Here is a 23,863-nt window from a genome sequence, read left to right as displayed (position 1 = left end):
CAGCAGCGGCTGCATTCGGCGGCCGGCAATATGCCGCCCGCCGAATACGAAATCACCATGCAGAAAAAGTGGAAAGCGGAAAAAGTGTCCAGGATTACTTGACCACCACAGTGCCCCCCCGCACAGGGGGAACGCTAATAGACCACTACCAAATCAAGGAAAGGCCAAAGCCCTAAGAACACAGACAAACAAGCACCGCGCAAACCAAACACCTGCCCATCAAATGGGCCCCTCCTTCATCAACAACTTCAAAAGAACAGGCAACAAAACCAACACCAACGGCAACTGCACAATCAACCCAGAAATAATAGCAACCGCCAAAGGCTGCTGCATAGCAGCCCCTTGCCCAAGGGCAAAAGCAAGCGGCAGCAGCGCCAGAATAGCTGCAATAGTGGTCATGGCAATCGGCCGCAACCGATTCCGCCCAGCCGCGATCAGCGCTTCCTCAACCCCCATACCTTCATCCCGTACCAACCCCTGCAGCTCCGATACATAAAAAATCGCCACCTCGGTCACGATACCGATAATCATCGTCATCCCCATCATCGCGGAGATGTTCAACTCGATACCGGTGATCCACAACCCGATAAACACCGCGCCTGCGGCCAGCAACGGCATCGCCATCACCGCCAGCGCGACCCGGAAGCGCTCGTACAGAAACAGCAGTAACCCAAACACCAACGCAATCGCAGCACCAAACACGGTCAACAAACCCTTGAAGGCAATCTGCTGTTGCTGGTACAAGCCGCCCAGTTCGTAATACACGCCGGTCGGCAACAAGCTCTTGTCGCTCAGGGTCTTCTGCACATCCGCGATCGTCGAACCCAGATCGCGGCCATCAATGCGCGCCGTCACCGCCACCATCCGCTTGAGGTTGTCGCGGCTGATCTCCGGCTGGCCAGTCACCGTCACCTGATCGGCAACGCGGTTCAGCGCGAACAGATGGCCGTCCGGTGCGCGAATCTGCAACAGCCCCAGTTGCGTATCGGTGAGCTTTAGTGCGCCCGCCACGCGCACCCGCACGCCCACTGTCTTCGGCCCGGTCTGGAATTGCGTTGCAACGTTGCCTTCCACCATGTCGGACACGGCCTGCGCAATCGACTGCGGGTCCATGCCTTCGGCCGCCGCGGCCTCGGGGCGGATGTGCAATTCGAGCGCGTCGCCCGCCGGATTGATGCCGTCGTTCACGTCCACCACGCCCTGAATCTTGCCGATCTGCGCGGCGACCTTGCGTGCGGTGGTGTCGAGTGTGTTCTGGTCGTCGGAATAGATCTTGATCTGGACTGGTTGCGGCACCGCGGTCAGGTCGCCGATCAGGTCTTCCATCAATTGCGCAAGCTCGATATTGACGCCGGGTACCTGCGTTTCGATCTTCGAACGGATTTCTTCCATCACCGTTTCGATCGGCTCGCGGCCAGTCGATTTCAATCGCACAAAGAAGTCGCCCTTGTTGGGCTCGTTCAGGTCGCCGCCGAGTCCGGCGCCGGTGCGGCGCGAATAGGTTGCTACGTTCGGATTCGCGCGGATGATGCCCTCGATCTGCTTCATCAAGCGGTCGGTTTCCGTGACGGACGTGCCCGGCTCGGTGTGATAGTCGAGCACGAAGCCGCCTTCGTCCATGCTCGGCATGAAGCCGCTGCCCACACGCGTGAACGCGAACGCGGCCACCACGATCAGCGGCAGCAGGCCGAACAGCACGAGAATCGGGCGTGCGGTGACGCGCTCGATCAGAAAGCCGTAGCGCCGGTTCATCCACGAAGCGAAGCGGGTTTCCTTGTGCTCCTCGGCGTCTTTCGGCTTCAGCCAGCGGTCGCACAGAATCGGCACCGCGAGCCAGGTGACGAGAAACGATATGAACAGGGCGCTTGCCATTGTCACCGAGAGCGCCTTGAAGAACGCGCCCGTCACGCCCGACAGAAACGCGAGCGGCACGAAAATGATCAGCGTCGCCGCCGACGACCCGGCGAGCGGCCGCGTGAATTCGAGCGCTGCCGCCATCACGCGGCCATGGAACTTGTGCGCGCCGCCCTCGCGCATGCGCCGCACGATGTGCTCGATCATCACGATGGCGTCGTCGATCACGAGGCCGACCGCGGCCGCCATGCCGCCAAGCGTCATGATGTTGAAGCCCATGCCGAACACGTCGAGCAGCAGGATCGTCGCGGCCATCACGACCGGCACCAGCGCGACGGCAATCGCGGTGATCTTCCAGTTGCGCAGGAAGGCAAATAGCGTGAAGGCGGCCAGCACCACGCCGATCATGATCGCGTCGCGCACGCTGGTCGCCGAGGCGATCACCAGTTCGCTCTGGTCGTACCAGTTCGAGAGATGCACACCCGCCGGCATCTGATGCTGGAAGTCAGCGAGCTTCGCACGGATCGCCTTGGCCATCGCCACGCTGTTCGCGCCCGGCTGCTGATAGACGTTGAGCAGCACGGCGTCCTGGCCGTCGGCGGTGACGCGCATCCATTGCGGCACGACACCCTGGCGGACGGTCGCGATGTCGCCGAGGCGGATTTGCGTTGCGCCGTTGGCCGACACCACCACGTTGCGCAGTTCGTCGAGTTGCGTGATCGTGGTGTTGGCAATCACAAGGTACAGCTTGTAGTGGTCCTCGATGCGGCCCGTGGCCATCAGCACGTTGCTCGCGCCGATCGCTTTCGACACATCCGGGAGCGCGATCTTGTAGGCGGCGAGGCGCGCCGGATCGATCGCGACTTCGAATTCGTCCTGCGCGCCACCGGTTACTTCGACGCGTGCCACGCCCTCGACTGACGACAGCAAGGGCCGCATCTGAAACTGGGCAAGATCACGCAGCGCCGACAGCGATTGCTGGTTCGACGTCAGGCTATACGCGAGCACCGGGAACACGGTCGGATCCATGCGCCGCACCTGCATCGAGGTGCCTTGCGGCAGCGTCGCGAGGATCTCGCTGATGGCCGACTGCGCCTGCAACGTGGCTTGCGCCATGTCGGTGCCCCAGTCGAAATTGATCGAGATTTCCGCCGACCCTCGGCTCGTAGTCGATTCAACGTCACGGACGTTCGGCACGCGCCGCAGCGCCTCTTCGACGGGCATCGTGACGAGCGTGGCCATCTGTTCAGCCGGGCGGTCGCCTGCGTCGAGCGAGACGACGGCGCGCGGAAACGCGACGTTCGGAAACAGCGAGATCGGCAGGCGAAACGCGGTCAGCGCGCCCGCGATCGCCAGCAGCGCGATCACGAACAGCAGCGAGCGCCGGTGCTTCTGCATCCATTGACCGAAATTCATCGCGGCGCGCCTCCGCCGGCCCGCACTGCCATGCCGTCCTTCAGTTCATAGTTGCCGCTGACGACGAGGCCCTCAGCTGCATCGATCGGGCCGTCCACGCCGTAGCGGTCGCCGTTCTCGACCTGCGTGACCACGGCCACGCGGCGCGCCCTGTTTTGCGGCGTGATCTGGAACACGTACGCGCCTTTGCCGTCTTTCAGCACGGCGGCACGCGGCACGACCCAATGCGTGCCGCTGCGGGTCGCGATATCGGCGCTGACACGCGTTCCCGGAATGAATGCGCTCTGTCCGAGCGGGACGTTCGCGCCGACATTGACGAGCTGGCTTTGCTGATCGACCGATGCCCCGACCAGCACCACGTGGCCGTCCGCCGCGGCCCTGGCGAGCGAGGTAGACAGGCCGTGCAGCGTGACCGTATCGCCGGCGTGGATGGCAGGGGCGTCCGACGGTTCGACGCCAAGCATCACATTCGCGCGCGCATCCTTGCCGTTTCCGCCCGCCAGCTGCAGGATCGCAGCGCCCGCTTGCACCTGATCGCCCTGTGCGGCCGATACCTGCAAAACCACGCCGTCGAGCGGCGCCGCGACGATCTTGTTGCCGCTCGCGACCCCCGTCTGGCTTTGCGCCGCGAGCGCCTGCTGCGCGTCCTCGGCTGCCTTGCGGGCCGCGGCGAGTTGCGATTGCGTGGCGAGCCCTTTGTCGTACAGCGATTGCGTGCGCGCGAGTTCGCCTTGCGCCAGCGTCACGGCGCTTTTCGCCTGAGTGGCGGCGAGCACCGCGGCAGGGTCGGCCTGCACGACGAAAAGCGGTGTGCCGCGTGTCACGCTCTGTCCGGCTTGCACGCGCAACTGCACGATACGTGCGAGGTAAGGCAGGTTGACCGTCGTCAGATTCGACGCGGACGCCGCGACGATGCCATAGGCGCGAACCGGTTGTGCGATGACGGCGCGCTGCACCCGTACGGTTTGCACGGATACGACGGCCTGGTCGGCCGCGTCGTCGCCGGCGGGCGCGCTAGCTGCACCGGCCGCATGCGCGACGATGCTCACCAGTGCAGTGCAGGCGAGAGAAATCGCATAAGCGGCGATGCGCGGCCGCCGCGCTGCAAGTGGGCTATTTCGCATGAGTTTCGGTGAAGGTCTGAGCGGAGGTAAAGGCGTCTGGGATCGCGCTGCCGAGCAACGCCTGCAAGCCGACGCGTTGTTCGGCGAGCGATTCGCGCAGCGTGGCGACGTCGACACGTTTGGTGAGCGCGGCGGTTTCTGCATCGGTGTAGGCACCGAGCACGAGATTGTGCTGCGCGTAGGCCGCTGCCGCATGCCGCGCGGCGAGGTCGACGTCGGGCAGCGCGGCCTCGGTCTGCTGCAACTGGTGCGTGAGAATCACACTGTCCGCACGCATATGAGCGACATCGGCATAAGCCTGATTCAGGCGCGACTGATACTCGTCGCGCAGGCGCTGGCGCGTCGCTTTTTCAATCGCGACGTTGCCTTGATTGCGGTTGAAGATCGGCAAACTCAGATTGATCTGGAAGCCGCTGGTGTAGATGTTCGAGGTGTCCCGCGCGCGCACGAAACCCACGGAAAGACTCGGAAACTGGCTGAGAATCGCCGCGCGGTATTTCTGCTCCTGCGCTTCGTAGCCCGCCTGCAGCGCAATCAGGTCCGGACGGCGCTGTGTGAGTTTGGCGAGTGCTGCGTCGAGCGTCGCGTCGGGCAGTTCAGTCGCGTCTTCGCTGCCGGTGAGTTGCAACTGCACCTCCGGCGAGAGGCCGAGCAGCGCGTTCAGATCGTGATGCGTCTGTTCCGCAGCCCGTTCGGCGTCCGTGTATTGCTTGCGTGCGTCGCTGTAGGCGGTGAGCGCGGCGCTCAGCGTATCGTCGGTGAGATTGCCGTCGCGATGCGCTTCGGCCATGCGCTCGTAGCGCGTGCGGGCGAGGTCGCGCTGCTGTTGCAGCAACGGCAGCGTGTCCTGCTGAAAGCGCGTCTTGATGAACAACTGCCGCGCTTGGGCGATGATCTGCCATTCCTGCCACAGCAGGCCGAGATCGGTTTTGGCGACCGTCGCGTCGGCGGACTGTTTGTTCGCACTGCGCAGCACGATCGCCATCACATCGATGCTCAGACCATAATTGAACGCGCGTGTGGCGCCGGCTGCGCCCGGATAATCGCTCGATACGCTCAGTTGCGGGTCGGGTAACAGTCCGGCTGAATACGCCTGCGCCCGGGCAATGCCGAGATCGTCGCGGGCCAGCTTCAGGTCGGGATTGTTCGCCACTGCAAGCATCGCGACTTCGTCGATGTCGAGTCCGTCGGACGGATCGAAGCGGTGCGCGGCCAGTTCCGGCAGCGGCATGGTGGACGGATCGATCTGGATGCGTTCGAGCGTGCGGGCCGAGGTCGACGTGTCCTGCGGTGCGAGCGGCTCGCGGTGATACCACGTGCACCCGCCGAGCAGCATCGCGCAGAGCGGCACGAGCACGCGCAACCGTGCTGCCGCGGCGGCGTTGAAAACGGGCAAAATTCGGCTCCTGAACGAAAAGTGGGACAACCGCGAGCGGATGTCGCAGAACAGGGCCGATTCTGCTGACGGGGTGCTTAAGGAACGCTTAACGGACATTAAGCCTCGCTTCAGCGTCCCCTAAGCTTCACATAAGCGAGGCATAAGGAAGCGTTAAGCTAACAGGCCGGACAATGCGGGCAAACTGGAGAGAGGAGAGGCCATGCGTCTGCTACTGGTCGAAGACGACGAGATGATTGCGGAGACCGTGCTGGGCGCGATGCGCCGCTCGGGTTACGCAATCGACTGGGCCGAAGACGGCCGTGCGGCGGAGCTGTCGCTGGGTAACGGCGTGTACGACCTCGTGCTGCTCGATCTTGGCTTGCCGAAGAAGGACGGCATCGAGGTGCTCAATGCCTACCGCAAGAACGGCGGTGCCGCGCCAGTGATCATCCTGACCGCGCGCGATGCGGTCGACGACCGGATTCGCGGCCTCGATGCGGGCGCCGACGACTACCTGATCAAACCATTCGACCTCGACGAACTGGCCGCGCGGGTGCGCGCGCTCTTGCGGCGGCGCACCGGGCAAAAACAGCCCGTCTATGCGCACGGCGAGCTCACACTCGATCCTGCGGCGCACGAAGTCACCAAAGGCGGCGAACTGTTGCCGCTGGTGCCGCGCGAATTCGCCTTGCTGCAGGCATTGATCGAAGAGCCCACGCGCGTGTTCACCAAGCCTGAGCTGGAAGAGAAGCTGTATGGCTGGGGCGAGGAAGTGGGCAGCAACACCATCGAAGTGCATGTGCACAGCTTGCGGCGCAAGATCGGCGCGGAGCAGGTGGTGACCGTGCGCGGCGTGGGCTACCGTCTGAAGAGGTGCTGATGACGTCGATTCGCCGCTGGTTGCTCGGCTGGCTAATTTTCGGGCTGGCCGCGGCCTCGGGCGTGGCCGGCTTCGGCATTTTCCACACCGCGCGCGAAGAAGCGGGCGAACTGTTCGACTACGAACTGCGTACCGTGGCGCTGTCCTTGCCGTCGAATCTGGCCGGTGCGGGCGACGGCGAGCACCGCAATCCCGACCTGGGCGATCTGGCCGACGACCGGGTCGTGATCGAAATCTGGGACCGCTCCGGCAAGCTGATCTATCACTCGATGCAGGAGCCGGTGTTCTCGCGTTTGCCTGCGGGTTTCAGCACGGTCGAGCGCGGCGAAAGTCACTGGCGCGCATTCGGTCTGGAACAGCGCGACCGTTATATCCAGGTCGCGCAACCGATCTCCGTGCGCGAAGACCTTGCGCTGCAACTGGCGCTGCATACGCTGTGGCCGCTCGGCGTGCTGGTGCCGGTGACGATCGTGCTGGTGCTGCTGGTGGTGGCAAGGGGACTGGCGCCGATCGGCGGCCTGACGCGCGCGCTGACCACCCGTTCGCTCGATTCGCTGGAGCCATTGCATCTGGACGGCAGCGTGCCGGTCGAAATCAAGCCGCTGGTACAGGCGCTCAACGATCTCCTGCAACGTCTGAACGTGGCTTCTCAGGCACAGCGCACGTTTATCGCCGATGCCGCGCATGAGTTGCGCTCGCCGCTTGCGGCGCTGAAGCTGCAATTGCAGGCGGCTTCCCGTGACGGCTCGTTAAAGGGCGAGGGCCAAACGCTGGAGCGCGTCGAGGGGAGGGTCAACCGGATCATTCACCTGGTGCAGCAGTTGTTGACGCTGGCGCGTGAGGATGCGCATCCGGTGACGTCGATGGTGCCGGTGAGTTTGCGACGGATCGGCGAGCAGGTTGTCGGCGATTTTTCGCTGCTCGCGGAGACGAAGGAGATCGATCTCGGCCTCGAGTGCGAAGACGCTCGCGCAAACTACGACGTCTATACCGTGCTGGCCGAGCCGCACGGAATGAGTGTTCTGCTAGGAAACCTGATCAACAATGCGATCCGGCATACGCCGCGCGGTGGGCGTGTCGACGTGATTCTGAAACGGTCGGGCGAGCGCGTGGGGTTTGACGTCGTAGACAGCGGGTCCGGAATCCCGGAGGCTGAGATCGAGCGGGTGTTCGACCGCTTTTATCGAGGGGAAGAGGCGAAGGGCGAGGGCAGCGGACTTGGGTTGGCGATCGTGGCGCGGATCGCCGCACGGCACCAACTGCAGCTTTCCCTGCGCAACAACGCCGGCCGGCCCGGCTTGTGCGTGTCGGTTTCTGGTCTGACGGCGGTTGAGGTGACGGCGCCTGTGGCGGTCAAAAGCTAATTTTCTCCTCTGTTTTTACCTAAGCGGCAAAAAACAAGATCTTCAACCCCATCCTTCGAAAAGCGCAATGAAATACGGGCTTTATTCGAGGTCAATGAAATGTGAAAGCAGCAAGCGGGGCGGAAAGTATCGAGTTTAATCGTGCCACAGCAGAACCTTCGCCGCCGCTGGCGCACAGCGTCTTACCGCCTCTCACGAGTATGTTTCAACACGCTGCTACAATCCTGTCTTTCTCGATTGATTGTGCGCTATGGGTTTCGAACAACTCGCTGAATTGAAGAAGCAACTGGCCGCGGCACGCGCCGAAGCTGCGCCTGCGGCCAAGCCGGTCGCCAAGCCCGGTGCGAAGCCCGCGCGCAAGCCGTCGCCGCCGCGCCGTGCCGCGCCTGGTCACAAGCCAGCGACCGACGCCAAACCGGCGGCTGACGCCAGGCCGGCGGCCGACGCGAAGCCGGTGGACCCGGTGGTGAAATCGATCGGGAGACTGCAGAAGCGCTTCCCGAATGTTTTCCCGAAGAATCCGGCGCCCAAGCTGCCGCTGAAGGTCGGCATCTTCGAGGACCTCGTGGTTCACGCGAAGGAGCTGTCGCTGAGCGAAGCCGAGTTGCGCGACGCGATCAAAACCTGGTGCCGTGGCAGCCGCTACTGGAAATGCCTCGTTGAAGGCGCCGCGCGCGTCGATCTGACAGGCGGTGAAGCAGGCAAGGTCACGGCGCAGGAAGCGGCCGGTGCGCAGCGCCTGCAGGCGCATCGTGCGAACAGGGGCGCGGCGAAAGCAGCGGCTTCGCCGGCTGACGCGTCCGCTAATGCTTCTGCCCCGGTAGATGCAGCAGCGCAAGCAGCGGCCACTCCGCAAGCCGAGACTCAGAGCCAGCCGCAAGTCGCCTCGACGGACACGCCCGCCGTTGAATCGACCACGCCGCCGGCGGCACCGTCGGCCACCGCCGAAGCGTAAAAGTCCCGCCGCCCTGTTAAAGGCGGCTGCCTTGCGCCGCCAGCCGGATCCTCACGAAGCCGACGTGCTCGCGCAGCACATAGAACGCGTCGGCGTATGCGAGCGGCATACGCAAGCGGCTCAGCGAGGCCTCGATATGATCGAGCTCCGCGAAAAGCTGCTTGCGTTCCTCCTCGGTCGAATCGGCCAGTGCGCCGCGTTCGATCGCAATCAATGCGCCGTAATAGCGATAGATGCGCGAGCGTACGCGCCACCGGTACAGCGCCGGGATCAGGCGCATCGCCGGAAACAGCAGCACCGCCATCGGCAGCAGCAGAACGAGCGTGCGATCGCCGATGCTCGCGAGCCAGAACGGCAGCGTGCGGTATAGAAAACTCTTGCCGGTCTTGTAGTAGCGCTGCGCGTCTTCACTGACCTGATATTCATGAGCAACCGGACTCGGAAACTCCCCCGCATGCTGCAACAGCCCCGGCATGCCGTGCACCTCCTGCGCGGCCTCGATCAATAAGTCGGAAATCGCCGGATGCAGACCGGTCCGGGCCACGAGCTCGACCGTCGGGCTGATCAGGTGGATGGTGTCAGGCGGAATTCTGCGCCGGAGATCCAGCACGCCGGGCGGCAGGTCGATCTCGTCGAGGTAGGGAAAGAGGCGCGTATAGGCGCTCGCTTCGTCGAAATCCATCACCGAGATGCCGGGCACTTTCAGGAGCCGCAGCATCAGCCCGCGCGTTGCCGAGTCGCCGTTGAGAATCGCCGCGTCGACATCGCCCGCTACGAGTTGCGTGGCGGCCTGCATGCCGTCGCTCGGCACCAGCACGGTACTGCCGCCCGGCTGGATGCCGTTTGCTTCCAGCAGTTTGAGCGAGAGGAGGCGCGTGCCGCTGCCTTCGCGGCCGATTGCAATCCGTTTGCCTTCCAGTTCTGAAAGCTCGCTGATACCCGTGCCGCGATAGAACACCACCACCGGAATATAGAAAACGCTGCCGAGCGACATCAGCGATGATGTATCGCGCCCATCGGCCACACCGCCTTGCACGAGCGCGAGATCGACATGCTGCTTCGGGTCTAGCAGACGGCTCAGATTCTGCACCGAGCCATCGGACTCCAGCACCTTCAGTGTGATGCCGTTGCGCGCGAGGATCTTCTTGTACTGATTCGCGGTGACGAGGAACGAACTATCGTGCGGACCCGCGCTGATGGTGATGGTCTTCGGCGGCGCCGGATCGACCACCCAGACGATCAGCGTGATGATCAGCACGATCAGCGCGGCCACGATGATGTAAGGCACGGTGTGATCGCGCCACTCCGCATGCGACTGATCGCCGGGAAAATGCGGGGGACGCGGGCGATACGCTTTCATGGGCACTCCGTACCGGTAGCCGGGATGAGGCATTGTCCACTGTCTGCAGCCTATCGGCCAAATGTTCGGCATAACCGACGCGTTGCCGGCCAGGACACGCGATTGGCCATGGCATAATCTGCGACAGCTTCTTATCGTGTCGCCGGGCGCATGTTGAGTCGTTTCCATCGGAAGATCGGCAGTTGGCTGGGATTGTTTGCGATCCTGATGGCCACGCTCGCGCCTACCATCTCGCATTCGCTCGCCGCACGCAATGCCGGTGAAGCCGGAATGGAAGGCGAGCATTGCTCGATGCCGTCGATGGCTTCCATGTCGGACATGGAAGCCATATCGTCGATGCCGTCGATGCACGCGATGCCTTCCATGCACGATCCGGCATCGGATGACCCCGGCAGCAAACACGCTCAACACTCGGCCACATCCGACGGCGACGCCTGCGGCTATTGCAGTCTGCTCGCCCACATGCCGGCGGTGCCCAGCGTCGAGGCGCTGTTCTTCGTCACCGTTCGTGCTGTCCAGCACACCGTTGCGACCCGCTTCGAGCGCGTTCGCCGCGTCGAGCCGCTCACCTTCGCGCAGCCTCGCGCCCCTCCGTTCGCATCCTGATTCGAGTCATACCGTTGCGATGCCATGACCGCATCGCGACGCCGCCGCACGTCCATCAGCCGATGGCGCGCGCCGGCATTGTCACGACCCATGAACAGGATGAACCATGCAAATCCAGGCAACGCGCAGTGCGATACCGCTGCGCGCGGCGTCGCTCGTTGCGGCTACCGCCAGCGTATTTCTCTTCGCTCCTTCACTCGCCAGCGCTCACGCAATTGCGGGTAATCGCATCTTTCCGTCGACGATGGCGGTCGACGATCCGGGTGTCGGCGACGAAGCCAACCTCGAGTACGGCCACCAGCGCGTGCCGGGCGACTCCGGCGATCAAAGCATCAATACCTTCGACTTCGAGTACGACAAGCTGATCACATCGCGACTGGCGGTCTCGGTAGACGGCACGTACGCGATGCAAAACAATCCCAGGGCGCGTGGCTTCGACAACTTCGGCGTCGGTCTGAAGTACCTGCTCTACGTTAACGATGAACACGAGTTCATGACCTCGGTCGGTGTGAACGCTGAACTCGGCGGCACGGGAAGCCGTGCGATCGCGTCCAACTTTTCGACGATCTCGCCAACGATTTATGCCGGCAAGGGCATGGGCGATCTTCCCGCATCACTTGCCTATTTGCGGCCGATCGCAATCACGGGTGAAGCCGGCCCGGCGCTGACAACCGGAGCGGGGCAGCCGAACGCGTTCAACTACGGCTTCACGGTGCAATACAGCCTGCCGTATCTGCAGCAGCACGTGCACGACATCGGCTTGCCGCAGCCGCTGGCGAACGTGATTCCGCTAGTGGAAATTCCGCTCTCGAGAAGCCAGGGGCAGACAACCGGCACGGTCAATCCGGGCTTCATCTGGATCAACCGTTACGGCCAGTTCGGCGTTGAAGCTCAACTCCCGATCAACCACGCAAGCGGCTCGCATGTGGGCATTCTGGTTCAGGCGCATATCTTCTTCGACGATGTCGCGCCCACCACGATCGGCAAGCCTCTCTTCCAGTAAGGTATGAACAACCGTAACGCAGGAGCAAGCGATGAAAAACGATCGACATGACTGGCTGCGCGCCGCAGCGAGGGCGCCCTTGCTGATTGCCGGGCTCGCGTTCGCGAGCGCCGCTTTCGCCCATGTATTTCCGCAGAAGCAGGAGCCGGGTGCGGGTGCGGCCGTGGCGTCGCCCGCTCAGGTGCGGGTGATATTCGACGGGCCGCTCGAGCCGTCATTCAGTTCATTGACGGTAACCGACGCGAGCGGCAAACAGGTCAACACGGAGAAATCCGCAGTCGACGCGCATCAGGCGGCGGCGATCGCCGTACCGCTGCCGCCGCTCGCGGCCGGCCACTACACCGTGCACTGGGTGGCGGTGGCATCCGACGGGCATCGCACGCATGGCGACTACGCATTCGACGTGAAGTAGCGCTGAAACCGTGCCGCGCTGCGTCATCGCAAGAACGGTGACGCAGTGTGTCCGATTTCGCCCGGGATCGGATGCGCTTGAAAAGTACTATCATCGAATGCAGGCATTAAGCGCCTGGCTGTGCAACGCAGCCGGCCTTGGCCTCCCGGGAGAGAACCCATGGTGGAGTTTGTGAAGGCGCTCCTCGGCGAGGAAAACGGCCATCAACGCCGCCAGATCGCATGGCTTTACGCGTTACTCCTTACTTTCAATATCGCGGCATGGGTGGCGGCCTTCGTGGCGTTCCGCGGCTATCCGCTGCTGATGGGTTCCTGCCTGCTGGCTTACTCGTTTGGTCTGAGGCATGCGGTGGACGCGGATCATATCGCGGCCATCGACAACGTCACGCGCAAACTGATGCATTCCGGCAAGCGTCCGGTGACGGTGGGACTCATGTTCTCGCTCGGCCACGCCACCATCGTCGTTCTTGCGACCATCGGTATTGCGGCGACCGCCATGGCGTTGCAAAGCCGCATGAGCGGCTTCAGGGAAACCGGCGCCATGATCGGCACGCTGGTGTCGACGTTCTTCCTGTTTGCCATTGCGCTCCTGAATCTGCTCGTACTGCGCTCGGTGCTGCGCGCTTTTCGGCGCGTCCGCCGAGGCGAGCCTTACGTCGATGAAGACCTCGACATGCTGCTTGCGAATCGGGGCGTGCTCGCGCGCATTTTCCGGCCGTTGTTCCGCCTGATCAGCCGGAGTTGGCACATGTACCCGCTAGGCTTTCTGTTCGGACTGGGTTTCGATACCGCAACGGAAGTCGGGCTGCTCGGCATATCCGCGGCCGGCGCCGCGCAAGGCATGTCGATCTGGTCGATCCTCGAGTTTCCGGTGCTGTTCATGGCCGGCATGACGCTGATCGATACGACCGACAGCATCCTGATGCTGGGCGCTTATGGATGGGCTTTCGTGAAGCCGGTCCGCAAGCTCTACTACAACGTCACCATCACGACGATCTCGGTGCTCGTCGCGCTTCTTGTCGGCGGTATAGAAGGTCTCGGATTACTGGTGGACAAGCTGCATCTGAATGGCGGGTTCTGGCAGGTGGTGGGCAGTCTGAATGAGAACTTCGGCATGATCGGCTACGCGATCATCGGCGTATTTCTGGCGAGCTGGTTATTGTCGGTCGCGGTTTACAAATGGATGCGATTCGAAGAACTCGAGATCCACTCGTGAGCGTGACGGCATATCAACGATCGCGATTGATGACGCTTACGCGCGATGAGCTAAACCCTTAAGGGCTATCGTCAGAGAATTGCAAAAGCCACGAGAAGCCACGAGAAGGCACGAGAAGGCACGCCTGTCGAGTCCTTATCGGTTCAATACGCTGCGCGTAGTTTAATGAGTTAGTTACGGAAACTGGTTATTTCGTATCGCTGAACTATACTCAAAAAAGTTTTTCGGGCTCATCACGGTGGGCACCTATCCCCAACAATACATGCAGCAAATCCGATCGTTTTAACCGCATCGCGCGGAATACCTATCGATCGATTGCTGGACACGTGACTGCCGTGCGGCACTCGCCACGTATCTTTGCCTGACCTGAAAAGAACGTGGTTCGCAGTGGAGACACTCATCATGGCAGAAGCAGACAACGTCCCCTATGGGCGCAAGACTCAGCACGCGCCGGCTCTCAAGGAAGTGCACATCATCTGGATTACCGCCGGCCTCGGCTGCGACGGCGATTCGGTATCAATTACCGCGGCGACTCAGCCGAGCATCGAGGACGTAATTCTTGGTGCGATTCCCGGTCTACCAAAGGTGCATTTGCATAACCCCGTATTGGCGTATGAAAACGGCGACGAGTTTCTCAAACCGTTTCATCAGGCTGCGCGTGGCGAGCTTGAGAATTTCGTGCTCGTAATGGAAGGGTCGATTCCAAACGAACGTATCAATCGCGAAGGATACTGGGCCGCGCTGGGCACCGACCCCGATACGCAGGAACCGATCACGATTCCGCAATGGCTCGACCGGCTTGCGCCGCGCGCGCTGGCGGTGGTCGGTGCGGGTACTTGCGCGACCTACGGCGGCATTCATGCGATGGAAGGCAATCCGACCGGCTGCATGGGCCTCGCCGACTATCTCGGCTGGGACTGGAAGTCGAAAGCGGGCCTGCCGATCGTCAACGTGCCGGGCTGTCCGGTGCAGCCGGACAACTTCATGGAGACGCTGCTCTACCTGCTCTATCAACTGGCGGGTCTCGCGCCAATGATTCCGCTCGACGAGGCGCTGCGGCCGAAGTGGCTGTTTACGCGCACCGTTCACGACGGTTGCGATCGAGCGGGTTCCTACGAACAGGCGATCTTCGCCACCGAATACGGCAGCCCGAATTGCATCGTCAAGCTGGGTTGCTGGGGGCCGGTCGTGCAATGCAACGTACCCAAGCGCGGCTGGATGGCCGGCATTGGCGGCTGTCCGAATGTAGGGGGGATTTGCATTGGCTGCACGATGCCAGGTTTTCCCGACAAGTTCATGCCGTTCATGGATGAGCCGCCGGGAGCGGTGCTGTCGTCGAATCTCATCAAGAGCTATGGTCCGCTGATTCGCAGCTTGCGCAAGCTGACCAACAACACGCTCAATGACGAGCCGAAATGGCGTCACAACGGTTCGAAACTCACTACCGGCTACCGTCGCTGATTAGGCGGCGTAGTTGGCGGAATTCGACTTGTCAGCAGGGAGAAGGTCATGGCCGTTAGTACCGCACCTGAAGCGACCACCAGTGCCCAGGCAGCGCCGGGCAAGCTGGTCGAGATGAACTGGGATCCGATTACGCGGATCGTCGGCAGTCTGGGGATTTACACCAAGATCGATTTTGCGAACCGCCGCGTGGCGGAGTGCTACAGCACGTCGTCGATCTTTCGTGGTTACAGCATTTTCATGAAGGGCAAAGACCCGCGCGACGCACACTTCATCACGAGCCGCATCTGCGGAATCTGCGGCGATAACCACGCGACCTGTTCGGTGTACGCGCAGAACATGGCCTACGGTGTGAAGCCGCCGGCGATTGCCGAATGGATCGTCAATCTGGGCGAAGCGGCCGAATACATGTTCGACCACAACATCTTCCAGGACAATCTCGTGGGCGTGGATTTCTGCGAGAGGATGGTCAAGGAAACCAATCCCGGCGTGTGGGACAAGGCACAGAAAACACCTGCGCCGCACGCGGACAAGCACGGCTACAAAACCATCGCGGACATCATGACCGCGCTCAATCCGTTCACCGGCGAGTTCTATCGCGAGACCTTGATGGTGAGCCGCTATACGCGCGAGATGTTCTGCCTGATGGAAGGGCGTCACGTGCATCCGTCGACGCTCTATCCCGGTGGCGTGGGTACGGTACCCACCATTCAATTGTTCACGGATTACATCACGCGTTTGATGAAGTACGTCGAGTTCATGAAGAAAGTCGTGCCGTTGCATGACGATCTGTTCGACTTCTTCTATGAAGCGCTGCCGGGTTACGAAGAAGTCGGCCGCCGTCGCATTCTGCTCGGTTGCTGGGGGTCGTTCCAGGACCCTAACGTGTGCGACTACAGCTACAACACGATGACGCAATGGGGCCGCGGCATGTTCGTCACGCCGGGCGTGGTGGTGGACGGCGAACTGGTGACGACCGATCTCGTCGATATCAACCTGAACATCCGCATCCTGCTGGGCAGTTCCTATTACGACGACTGGGATCACGAAGAGACCTTCGTCAAGAACGATCCGCTCGGCAATCCGGTAGACCGTAAGCATCCGTGGAATCAGACCACGTTGCCGCATCCGCAGAAGCGTAAGTTCGAAGGCAACTACACGTGGGTGATGTCGCCGCGCTGGCTCGACAAGCGAACCGGCGATCACCTTGCGCTCGATACCGGCGGTGGACCGATCGCGCGCTTGTGGGCCACTGCGTTGGCGGGTCTGGTCGATATCGGCTATATCAAGGCGACTGGTCACAGCGTGAAGATCTATTTGCCGAAGACCGCGCTCAAGCCCGAAGTCGAATTCGAATGGAAGATTCCGAAGTGGAGCAATGCGATTGAACGCGATCGCGCCCGCACGTATTTTCAGGCTTATTCGGCGGCAGCGGCCTTGTACTTTGCCGAGCAGGCGCTGGCCGAGTTGCATGCGGGACGCACTCGCACGTTCAGCGATTTCACGGTGCCGGAAGAGGGGATCGGTTGCGGTTTCCATGAAGCAGTGCGCGGCGTGCTCTCGCATCACCTCGTGATCCGCGAGGGCAAGATTGCCAACTATCATCCGTATCCGCCCACGCCGTGGAACGCCAATCCGCGCGATATCTACGGTACGCCTGGACCGTATGAAGACGCGGTGCAGAACACGCCGATCTTCGAAGAGAACGGCCCGGACAAGTTCAAAGGCATCGACATCATGCGTGCGGTGCGCAGCTTCGACCCATGTCTGCCGTGCGGCGTGCATATGTACGTCGGCAACGGCAAGACGATCGATACGTCGCACTCGCCGACCTTTGGTTTGATGCAGGGAGCGCACAAGTGAGCAACGAGAGCGCGGTCGTCGCCCAGCAACACCGCATCGACGAGTTGATTGCGGCGCTGGAAGCGCTCGACGATCCGCGCGCGCGAGAGCCCGCCAAAGAACTGCTGCAGGTCGTCCTCGATCTGCATACGAACGGGCTCGCACGGTTGATGGAGATCGTGTCGGAGGCGGGTGTGATGGACGACGCGATGATCGAGGCGTTCGAGCGCGATGCCGGTGTGTCCGCGTTGCTGCTGTTGCACGGCTTGCATCCGCAGGATCTGCCGACGCGCGTATCGCGTGCAGTCGAGAAGATGCGGCCGTTGCTCGGCGTACAGGGCATCCAGATCGAGCTGCTCGACGCAGCGGAAGAGGCCGTGCGTGTGGGCGTGGCCGGCCGCTTGCAGGGCAAGCACAACTCAGTGGGCGAATTGCAGCAGGAAATCGAACGCTCGATTTTCGAAGCGGCGCCAGAAGCGATGCGTGTCGAGATTGCAGGCCTGCCGGACGTCAATGTGCATGAACTGCGCTTTGTGCCGCATCACACCGAGGCGTTGAATGACGTAGTAAAGGATGCGGCAAATCACGTAGCAAATCAGATAGCGAGCGACGTAGTAAGCGACGTAACAAGCGAGGTAGCAAGCCGGACCGAGGCCGGCGCGCAATGACGCCCGCCGCCCCGACACGCGGCTGGGTCGCGCAGCTGCGTCGATTCGTGCGCAAAGCCGACGACATCCAGTGCGAGTTGTGCGGCCTGCCGCTATTGCCGGATCATCCGCATCTGTTCGAAACCGCCAAACGACAGCTCTTTTGTTGTTGTCGCGCGTGCGCGCTGCTGTTCGGCAGTCAGCAGAATGCGCGCTATCGTCCGGTGCCGCGCGACGCACACTATCTCGACAGTTTTCGCATGAGCGATGCGCAATGGGACGCGCTGGCGATTCCCATCGATATCGCTTTCTTCTTTCATGACAGCGCGGCGCAACGCGTCGTGGCGTTGTATCCCGGACCGGCCGGCGGCACGCAATCGCTGCTGGAATTGCGGGCGTGGGACGAACTGGTCGCGGAAAACCCGTTGCTCGCGCAACTGCAACCCGACGTCGAAGCGCTGCTGGTCAACCGCAGCGAAGGCGCGCGCGATTACTACCGTGTGCCGATCGACCAGTGTTACGCGCTAACCGGCGTGATTCGCGCGCGGTGGCGCGGACTGTCCGGCGGCAGGGAGGCGTGGGATTCGATTCATCGTTTCTTCGCCGCGCTGAAGGCCCATGGCCGGTTGCCGGAGGGCCTGCTCCATGCCTGATCTCGAGTTCACTGTCGAGTCGGCGGAAGTCGTGCCGTTTGCCGCGGCGCCGCTGCTGACGTTCAGGCTGCACATCGCCAATACGCCCGCGCAGGAAGAGATTGCCAGCATCACGTTGCAATGCCAGATCCAGATCGAAGCGACGCAGCGCCGCTACGCGCCCGCCGAGCAGTACGGACTCGAGGACCTGTTCGGTTCGCCACCGCGTTGGGGCGAGACGCTGCGTACGCTGCTATGGGCGCATACGTCGATAGTCGCACCGCCGTTTGCCGGCGAATGCACGCTCGATTTGCCGGTGCCGTGCAGCTACGACTTCAATGTGGCCGCAACCAAATATTTTCACGGCCTTGAAGAAGGCGAGATTCCGCTGATGCTGCAATTCAGCGGGACGGTGTTCTATCGCGAAGACGACGGCGCGCTGCAGGCCGCGCCGATTCCCTGGCACAAGGAAGCGGCGTACCGGCTACCCGTTGCGCTATGGCGCGACATGATGACCCGCTACTACCCGAACGGCGCCTGGCTGTGTTTGCACCGGGATGTGTTCGATCGTCTATCGCGCTACAAAAGCAGGCGGGGTCTCACGAGCTGGGAGCAGGCGGTGTCGAGCCTGCTCGACGGCGTCGAGGAGGACATATCGTGAATGCGGTCGAGAGCGTGGTTCAGGCGGTGCTGTACGAAGGCTACATGCTGTATCCGTACCGGCCGACCTCGGTGAAGAACCGGCAGCGCTGGACCTTCGGCGGCGTGTATCCGCGCGCCTATGCCGAGGCGTCGGGTAGCGATCCGTGGGTGACGCAGACCGAGTGTCTGCTGCGCGGCGACAAGCACACCCGCGTGGTCGTGCGGCCCGGTTTTCTGCAGGTGATCGAGCGGATGGTGCTCGACGTGGACGAAGGGTCCGCCGCGCGGCCGGAGTCGGGTGAGCCTGCCTGGCGCAGCGTGCCCGTGCTCGATATCGACGAGCGGCGTTACACCCCATGGCAGGAAGCGGCCGAGCGGCACATCGCCGTACCGGTTCTGGTGATGGGTGAACTGCTTGACGCACCGCTGCGGATCGCGTTCTCGTTCGATGCAGCCAGCGATCTCGAACCGCTCGCTGACAGGCAAGGCACGCTGCGTGGCGCTCTGCGCCGTATCCGCGCTTCGCTGCAAGGTCATGTCGAATTGGGCGCTGAGAGTGTAGCCGCTGGCGTTTATCGTTTGACGGTGCGCATTGTCAATGAGACACCGCTCGACAATGCCCACGGCTTGAAGCGCGATGCAGCTTCGCTGTACGCGCTGGTGTCCTGTCACACGGTGCTGACCGTCGAGGGCGGCACGTGGATCTCCTCTATCGATCCGCCCACGGAGCTGGCCACGGCTGCCGCCGCGAGCCGCAATATCGGCGTGTGGCCAGTTCTCGTGGGTGACGAACAGCAGCCCGACACGATGCTCGCCTCGCCGATCATTCTCTACGACTTCCCGCAGATAGCGCCTGAAAGTGCGGGTGATCTATTCGACTCCACGGAGATCGACGAAATCCTCACGCTGCGCATTCTCACCATGACCGACGACGAAAAGCGCGAAATGATCGCCACGGACGAGCGCGCGCGTGCCTTGCTTGCACGTACCGAAAGTCTCGGTGCCGAGCAGATGGAAAAGCTGCATGGCACGTTGCGGCAAGTGTGCGTACTCGACGGGCCGAGTGTCGGCGGATTTTCACCGCTGGAAATGCCCGCCATGCCGGTGTCGCCATGGGCAGAGCTCGACGCCCGGCCTCATCTGGCTTGCGTGCGGGTGGCGGGTGTCGAGATACGGATCGGCGATCAGGTGCGTTTGCGTCCACGCGGTCGTGCGGACATCTTCGATATCGCGCTGAGCGGCATGGTTGCCACGATCGAATCGATCGAGCGCGATTTCGACGATCACGTGCACGTTGCCGTGACGGTCGACGACGACCCCGGCAAAGACTTCGGCCTGCAACGCATGCCTGGCCATCGCTTCTTCTTCGGGCCAGACGAGATCGAGCCGCTGGTCAGTAGTGCTGCCCCGTCCAGGCCATTCGGCTCGTCCCGTCACGCCAGCCGTAAAGGAGGGCATGCATGAGCGCGATTCTGGTGGCGGGTATCGGCAATGTGTTTCTCGGCGACGATGGTTTCGGCGTCGAAGTGGTGCGCCGTCTACGGGAGAAACTGGCGGCGGGCGAGTTGCCGGCGTTCGCTGACGGCGTGAGCGTGGCGGACTTCGGTATTCGCGGCATCGATCTCTGCTATGCGCTGCTCGACGGCGTGGACAGCGCGATTCTGATCGACGCGACACAGCGCGGCGGTGCGCCGGGCACGCTGTATGTGATCGAGCCGTCCGTTGAGGATGCCAACGGCGATGAACCGGGTGATCCGTATGCGGCGCCGATCCTGATGTCGCCGCACGAAATGGATCCGGCCAAAGTGCTGCAAACGGTGCGGATGCTGGGCGGTGGCTGCGAGGACATTGTCGTGCTCGGTTGCGAGCCGCAAGACTTCGGGTTCGAGCACGGCGAGGAAGGCAGGATGGGGTTGAGCGGCACAGTGGCGGCGGTCGTCGAGCAGGCGGTCGAACTGGCTGTGACGCTTGTGATGGCAAGGATGGAGCGGTTGCCCGCACGGGCTGCTTGAGCGATCGGGCAGCGGAGCGGCTGAGGGATGGGCCGTCACGGATACGGTGTGAAATAACTGAAGTGGGAGGCGTCATGAAAGGCTTTCTGAAGTACCTCTTGTTGCCGGCGTTGGTGCTCGGCGTGATGGCGAATATGAAGGACATCAAGCGCTATATCCGCATCCGCAACATGTAGGCAACGACAGTCAGGGAGGTGGCCATGAGCACGCATACACAGCCTGCAGGACAGTCTTCACCTCCACACCCGATGGTTCACGGACCGGTCGGCGAGGAAATTCGTGTGCGCGGACTGGTGCAAGGCGTCGGCTTTCGCCCGACCGTTTGGCGGCTCGCGCATGCGTGCGGTGTGGTCGGCGACGTGCGTAACGATAGCGACGGCGTGCTGATTCATGCGTGGGGCGATGCGTGGACGCTGCAGCGCTTCATCGAAAGCCTGAGCGCGGAGTGTCCGCCGCTCGCACGCATCGACGCCATCGAGCGGCATCAATTGAGTGAAGCGGCCGATGCCAGCGATTTCCGTATCGTGGCGAGCGAGACCGGCCATGTGCAGACCGGCGTCACGCCTGACGCAGTGATCTGCGCAGACTGTGCCGCGGAAATCGCCGACCCGGCGAATCGTCGTTACCGTTATCCGTTTACGAACTGCACGCATTGCGGGCCACGTCTTTCGATCGTCCAGGCCATTCCCTACGATCGCGCCAACACAACCATGGCCGACTTCGACCTGTGCGATGCGTGTCGCGCCGAGTATGAGAATCCTGCCGACCGGCGCTTTCACGCGCAACCGGTTGCGTGTGCTGTATGCGGCCCACGTGTCTGGCTGGAAACCCGGCACGGCGCACGGGCTGACGGCGACGATCCCTGCCGCGCCGCAAGCCTGCTGTTGCGGCACGGCTCGATTGTCGCGATCAAAGGCCTGGGCGGTTTTCAGCTCGCTTGCGACGCGTGCGATGAAGCCGCGGTCGCCCGTTTGCGTCAATTGAAACGGCGCGAGCGCAAACCATTCGCGCTGATGGCGCGCGATCTGCAGGCCGTACGCCGCTATTGCAAACCCGACGAGGCAGAGCTCGCCCTGTTGCAGAGTGCGGCCGGACCCATCGTCATCCTGCGTGCCGACGGCGCGGAGTGCATCGCGTCTGGCGTTGCGCCCGGTGTGGGCACGCTCGGTTTCATGCTGCCGTCCACGCCGTTGCATCGGTTGCTGATGGAGTCGATCGACACGGCGCTCGTGGTGACCAGCGGCAACACGAGCGACGAGCCGCCGTGCATCGACAACGCGGATGCCCGGGCGCGTCTCGGCCGTATTGCCGATGTTTTCCTGATGCACGATCGCGATATCGCACGCCGGGTCGACGATTCGGTGGCCCGCGTGGTGCAGGGCGAACCGCGCGTGCTGCGTCGCGCGCGTGGCTATGCGCCTGCTCCGTTGCGGTTGCCGGCGGGCTTTGCCGAAACGCCGGCGGTGCTGGCAATGGGCGGCGAACTCAAGAACACCTTCTGCCTTGCGGGCAATGCGCAGGCAATCGTCTCGCACCATCTCGGCGATCTGGAAGACGCGCTGACTTATGCGGACTATCGTCGCTCGGTGGCGCAGTATCTGCGACTGTTCGAGCATGAACCGCAGGCGGTGGCGCTCGACTTTCATCCCGAGTACCTGTCGCGCAAAATCGGTTATGACCTCGCACAAACGTGGCAGGTCCCGGTGGTCGAAGTGCAGCATCATCATGCGCATCTCGCCGCGTGCATGGCGGAGAACGGCGTGGCGCTCGACGCGCTGCCGATGCTCGGCGTCGCGCTCGACGGTCTCGGTTATGGCGACGACGGCACGCTGTGGGGCGGAGAGTTCATGCTGGCGGATTATCGCGGCTTCACGCGTCTGGGCAGATTCAAACCGGTTGCGATGCCGGGCGGCGCACGCGCGATCGACGAACCGTGGCGCAACGCCTACGCGCATCTGATGGCTGCATTCGACTGGCGCGGCTTCACGCGGCAATACGCTGGACTCGACGTACAGCGGTTCCTTAGCAGCCGTCCACGCGACACGCTCGATACGATGATCGCGCAACGCGTCAATAGCCCGCTGTCAAGCTCCGTGGGCCGACTGTTCGACGCCGTGGCGGCGACACTCGGCGTGTGCCGGGAACGCGTGCTTTACGAAGGGCAGGCGGCGATCGAGCTAGAAGCGCTGGTCGATCAGCACGCGCTGCGAAACGACAGCGACGCCCACGCGTACCCGTTTGAAATCATCAGCACCATGCCGGACGGCCTGCGTTGTATCGAGCCGCAGCCGATGTGGGAGACCTTGCTGGACGACCTGTTGCGCGGTACATCCGTGCCGGTGGTCGCAGCGCGGTTTCACAAGGGGTTGGCCATTGCAATTGTTCGAATGGTCGAATGCCTGGCCGACCTGCTGACTGGCCCGGTCGATGCACGCAGTGTGGCGTTGTCCGGCGGTGTTTTCCAGAATCGCATCCTGTTCGAACAGGTAGCCGGACGGCTCGGCGCAGCGGGCTTCCGTGTGTTGACGCACCGGCAGGTGCCGGCCAACGACGGTGGGTTGTCGCTGGGGCAGGCGGTCGTGGCGGCGGCGCAGGGACGCGACGGATTTTGAGCGTGGCGCTGAGACGGCGGTGTAGCGATATTGATGCGGAAGTAGCAGTGCAGAAATAGCGGCGCACAAGCGGGTTAAAGGGAGAACACCATGTGTTTGGGCATCCCGGGGCAGATCGTCGAAGTGACCGACGCGGCGAACGATCTCGCGCTCGTTAACGTCGGCGGCGTGCGGCGCGTGATCAACATTGCCTTCGTGATCGGCGAGGGACGGACGGCGAACTCGTGCGTCGGCGAATGGGTGCTGGTGCACGTGGGCTTCGCGATGAGCCGGCTCGACGAGCAGGAAGCGGCGCGCACGCTCGCGTTATTGCACGAATTGGGCGTCGCGCAGGCAGAGATGGACGACATGGCCACGCTAGACGAACTGCAGGGCGAACTGAAGAGCGAACTGAAGGACGAACTGCGTGAAGAATTGCGCAGCGCGCCTTAAACGTCCGATCGGAAGC

At 62.6% G+C, this 23,863-nt stretch carries 21 protein-coding genes; 17 read left to right on the top strand and 4 right to left on the bottom strand.

Features of this window, described 5'->3' with window-relative positions:
- Positions 1-219 precede the first annotated feature (219 nt).
- Genes R8871_RS23115 through R8871_RS23105 form a run of 3 tightly spaced genes read right to left on the bottom strand, consistent with a single transcriptional unit; the run spans position 220 to position 5,790 of the window.
- The gene (locus tag R8871_RS23115) at positions 220-3,270 is read right to left on the bottom strand and encodes an efflux RND transporter permease subunit (protein WP_175052536.1); all 3,051 of its coding nucleotides are present in this window, start codon (positions 3,268-3,270) and stop codon (positions 220-222) included.
- Positions 3,267-4,394 carry an efflux RND transporter periplasmic adaptor subunit gene (locus tag R8871_RS23110; protein WP_175052535.1) on the bottom strand — a complete coding sequence of 376 codons (1,128 nt, stop codon included), beginning with the start codon at positions 4,392-4,394 and terminating at the stop codon, positions 3,267-3,269. The genes R8871_RS23115 and R8871_RS23110 overlap by 4 nt, the downstream gene beginning before the upstream one ends.
- A complete protein-coding gene (locus tag R8871_RS23105; RefSeq protein WP_175052534.1) occupies positions 4,384-5,790 on the bottom strand; it encodes a TolC family protein in 1,407 nt (468 codons plus the stop codon). Before R8871_RS23105 ends, R8871_RS23110 begins: the two co-directional genes overlap by 11 nt.
- Positions 5,791-5,992: 202 nt before the next feature.
- Between R8871_RS23105 and R8871_RS23100 the strand changes: the two genes are divergently transcribed.
- The 3 genes from R8871_RS23100 to R8871_RS23090 all read left to right on the top strand — a co-directional run bounded on the left by R8871_RS23100 (position 5,993) and on the right by R8871_RS23090 (position 8,971).
- Positions 5,993-6,652 carry a response regulator gene (locus R8871_RS23100; RefSeq protein WP_175052533.1) on the top strand — a complete coding sequence of 220 codons (660 nt, stop codon included), beginning with the start codon at positions 5,993-5,995 and terminating at the stop codon, positions 6,650-6,652.
- On the top strand, positions 6,652-8,016 hold the full coding sequence (locus R8871_RS23095) for an ATP-binding protein (RefSeq protein ID WP_175052532.1): 1,365 nt from the start codon (positions 6,652-6,654) through the stop codon (positions 8,014-8,016). Before R8871_RS23100 ends, R8871_RS23095 begins: the two co-directional genes overlap by 1 nt.
- Positions 8,017-8,266: 250 nt before the next feature.
- Positions 8,267-8,971: a ProQ/FinO family protein gene (locus tag R8871_RS23090; protein ID WP_175052531.1), complete on the top strand. Its 705-nt coding sequence runs from the start codon at positions 8,267-8,269 to the stop codon at positions 8,969-8,971.
- A gap of 16 nt (positions 8,972-8,987) precedes the next feature.
- Here R8871_RS23090 and R8871_RS23085 read toward each other — a convergent pair whose 3' ends face one another.
- Positions 8,988-10,331 carry a TAXI family TRAP transporter solute-binding subunit gene (locus R8871_RS23085; RefSeq protein ID WP_175052530.1) on the bottom strand — a complete coding sequence of 448 codons (1,344 nt, stop codon included), beginning with the start codon at positions 10,329-10,331 and terminating at the stop codon, positions 8,988-8,990.
- Positions 10,332-10,481: 150 nt separating this feature from the next.
- On the opposite strand from R8871_RS23085, the gene R8871_RS23080 reads away from it, so the two are divergent.
- The 14 genes from R8871_RS23080 to R8871_RS23020 all read left to right on the top strand — a co-directional run bounded on the left by R8871_RS23080 (position 10,482) and on the right by R8871_RS23020 (position 23,847).
- The gene (locus R8871_RS23080; protein ID WP_175052529.1) at positions 10,482-10,937 is read left to right on the top strand and encodes a DUF2946 domain-containing protein; all 456 of its coding nucleotides are present in this window, start codon (positions 10,482-10,484) and stop codon (positions 10,935-10,937) included.
- 106 nt (positions 10,938-11,043) lie between these two features.
- Positions 11,044-11,940 carry a hypothetical protein gene (locus R8871_RS23075; RefSeq protein ID WP_175052528.1) on the top strand — a complete coding sequence of 299 codons (897 nt, stop codon included), beginning with the start codon at positions 11,044-11,046 and terminating at the stop codon, positions 11,938-11,940.
- A 31-nt stretch (positions 11,941-11,971) separates the two neighbouring features.
- Positions 11,972-12,352 (top strand): copper resistance CopC family protein, encoded by a 381-nt coding sequence (locus tag R8871_RS23070; RefSeq protein WP_175052527.1) that lies wholly within the window; start codon positions 11,972-11,974, stop codon positions 12,350-12,352.
- 159 nt (positions 12,353-12,511) lie between these two features.
- Complete coding sequence (locus R8871_RS23065) at positions 12,512-13,567, top strand: HoxN/HupN/NixA family nickel/cobalt transporter (protein ID WP_175052526.1); 1,056 nt, start codon at positions 12,512-12,514, stop codon at positions 13,565-13,567.
- A 402-nt stretch (positions 13,568-13,969) separates the two neighbouring features.
- On the top strand, positions 13,970-15,028 hold the full coding sequence (locus R8871_RS23060) for an NADH-quinone oxidoreductase subunit B family protein (RefSeq protein WP_171929114.1): 1,059 nt from the start codon (positions 13,970-13,972) through the stop codon (positions 15,026-15,028).
- Positions 15,029-15,076: 48 nt separating this feature from the next.
- Positions 15,077-16,891: a nickel-dependent hydrogenase large subunit gene (locus R8871_RS23055; RefSeq protein ID WP_175052525.1), complete on the top strand. Its 1,815-nt coding sequence runs from the start codon at positions 15,077-15,079 to the stop codon at positions 16,889-16,891.
- Positions 16,888-17,538 (top strand): NifU family protein, encoded by a 651-nt coding sequence (locus R8871_RS23050; protein WP_175052524.1) that lies wholly within the window; start codon positions 16,888-16,890, stop codon positions 17,536-17,538. Before R8871_RS23055 ends, R8871_RS23050 begins: the two co-directional genes overlap by 4 nt.
- Entirely contained in the window at positions 17,535-18,170 is a 636-nt protein-coding gene (locus R8871_RS23045; protein ID WP_175052523.1) for a DUF5947 family protein, read from the top strand. The genes R8871_RS23050 and R8871_RS23045 overlap by 4 nt, the downstream gene beginning before the upstream one ends.
- Positions 18,163-18,810, top strand: coding sequence for a DUF6084 family protein (locus R8871_RS23040; RefSeq protein WP_175052522.1), 648 nt, complete (start codon positions 18,163-18,165; stop codon positions 18,808-18,810). The genes R8871_RS23045 and R8871_RS23040 overlap by 8 nt, the downstream gene beginning before the upstream one ends.
- A complete protein-coding gene (locus tag R8871_RS23035) occupies positions 18,807-20,255 on the top strand; it encodes a hypothetical protein (RefSeq protein ID WP_175052521.1) in 1,449 nt (482 codons plus the stop codon). Before R8871_RS23040 ends, R8871_RS23035 begins: the two co-directional genes overlap by 4 nt.
- Positions 20,252-20,803, top strand: a complete 552-nt coding sequence (locus R8871_RS23030; RefSeq protein ID WP_175052520.1) for a hydrogenase maturation protease — start codon at positions 20,252-20,254, stop codon at positions 20,801-20,803. The genes R8871_RS23035 and R8871_RS23030 overlap by 4 nt, the downstream gene beginning before the upstream one ends.
- A gap of 74 nt (positions 20,804-20,877) precedes the next feature.
- The gene (locus tag R8871_RS38860; protein ID WP_372341842.1) at positions 20,878-20,979 is read left to right on the top strand and encodes a DUF6893 family small protein; all 102 of its coding nucleotides are present in this window, start codon (positions 20,878-20,880) and stop codon (positions 20,977-20,979) included.
- 24 nt (positions 20,980-21,003) lie between these two features.
- Positions 21,004-23,415 carry a carbamoyltransferase HypF gene (gene hypF, locus R8871_RS23025; RefSeq protein ID WP_246287652.1) on the top strand — a complete coding sequence of 804 codons (2,412 nt, stop codon included), beginning with the start codon at positions 21,004-21,006 and terminating at the stop codon, positions 23,413-23,415.
- A 90-nt stretch (positions 23,416-23,505) separates the two neighbouring features.
- Positions 23,506-23,847, top strand: coding sequence for a HypC/HybG/HupF family hydrogenase formation chaperone (locus R8871_RS23020; protein WP_175052519.1), 342 nt, complete (start codon positions 23,506-23,508; stop codon positions 23,845-23,847).
- The last annotated feature ends 16 nt before the right edge of the window (positions 23,848-23,863 follow it).

Source organism: Paraburkholderia sediminicola (assembly GCF_902859805.1).
GTDB classification, from domain to species: Bacteria; Pseudomonadota; Gammaproteobacteria; order Burkholderiales; family Burkholderiaceae; genus Paraburkholderia; species Paraburkholderia sediminicola.
This window is presented reverse-complemented; position numbering and strand designations above follow the sequence as displayed.

What these genes read in the sequence shown, in the direction of transcription:
- R8871_RS23045 (WP_175052523.1), top strand. Translation starts at nt 17,535, where the DNA reads ATGACGCCCGCCGCCCCGACACGCGGCTGGGTCGCGCAGCTGCGTCGA.
- R8871_RS23085 (WP_175052530.1), bottom strand. Translation starts at nt 10,331, where the DNA reads ATGAAAGCGTATCGCCCGCGTCCCCCGCATTTTCCCGGCGATCAGTCG.
- R8871_RS23070 (WP_175052527.1), top strand. Translation starts at nt 11,972, where the DNA reads ATGAAAAACGATCGACATGACTGGCTGCGCGCCGCAGCGAGGGCGCCC.
- R8871_RS23020 (WP_175052519.1), top strand. Translation starts at nt 23,506, where the DNA reads ATGTGTTTGGGCATCCCGGGGCAGATCGTCGAAGTGACCGACGCGGCG.
- R8871_RS23075 (WP_175052528.1), top strand. Translation starts at nt 11,044, where the DNA reads ATGCAAATCCAGGCAACGCGCAGTGCGATACCGCTGCGCGCGGCGTCG.
- R8871_RS23110 (WP_175052535.1), bottom strand. Translation starts at nt 4,394, where the DNA reads ATGCGAAATAGCCCACTTGCAGCGCGGCGGCCGCGCATCGCCGCTTAT.
- hypF (WP_246287652.1), top strand. Translation starts at nt 21,004, where the DNA reads ATGAGCACGCATACACAGCCTGCAGGACAGTCTTCACCTCCACACCCG.
- R8871_RS23030 (WP_175052520.1), top strand. Translation starts at nt 20,252, where the DNA reads ATGAGCGCGATTCTGGTGGCGGGTATCGGCAATGTGTTTCTCGGCGAC.
- R8871_RS23090 (WP_175052531.1), top strand. Translation starts at nt 8,267, where the DNA reads ATGGGTTTCGAACAACTCGCTGAATTGAAGAAGCAACTGGCCGCGGCA.
- R8871_RS23040 (WP_175052522.1), top strand. Translation starts at nt 18,163, where the DNA reads ATGCCTGATCTCGAGTTCACTGTCGAGTCGGCGGAAGTCGTGCCGTTT.
- R8871_RS23080 (WP_175052529.1), top strand. Translation starts at nt 10,482, where the DNA reads ATGTTGAGTCGTTTCCATCGGAAGATCGGCAGTTGGCTGGGATTGTTT.
- R8871_RS23060 (WP_171929114.1), top strand. Translation starts at nt 13,970, where the DNA reads ATGGCAGAAGCAGACAACGTCCCCTATGGGCGCAAGACTCAGCACGCG.
- R8871_RS23055 (WP_175052525.1), top strand. Translation starts at nt 15,077, where the DNA reads ATGGCCGTTAGTACCGCACCTGAAGCGACCACCAGTGCCCAGGCAGCG.
- R8871_RS23095 (WP_175052532.1), top strand. Translation starts at nt 6,652, where the DNA reads ATGACGTCGATTCGCCGCTGGTTGCTCGGCTGGCTAATTTTCGGGCTG.
- R8871_RS23115 (WP_175052536.1), bottom strand. Translation starts at nt 3,270, where the DNA reads ATGAATTTCGGTCAATGGATGCAGAAGCACCGGCGCTCGCTGCTGTTC.
- R8871_RS23100 (WP_175052533.1), top strand. Translation starts at nt 5,993, where the DNA reads ATGCGTCTGCTACTGGTCGAAGACGACGAGATGATTGCGGAGACCGTG.
- R8871_RS38860 (WP_372341842.1), top strand. Translation starts at nt 20,878, where the DNA reads ATGAAAGGCTTTCTGAAGTACCTCTTGTTGCCGGCGTTGGTGCTCGGC.
- R8871_RS23065 (WP_175052526.1), top strand. Translation starts at nt 12,512, where the DNA reads ATGGTGGAGTTTGTGAAGGCGCTCCTCGGCGAGGAAAACGGCCATCAA.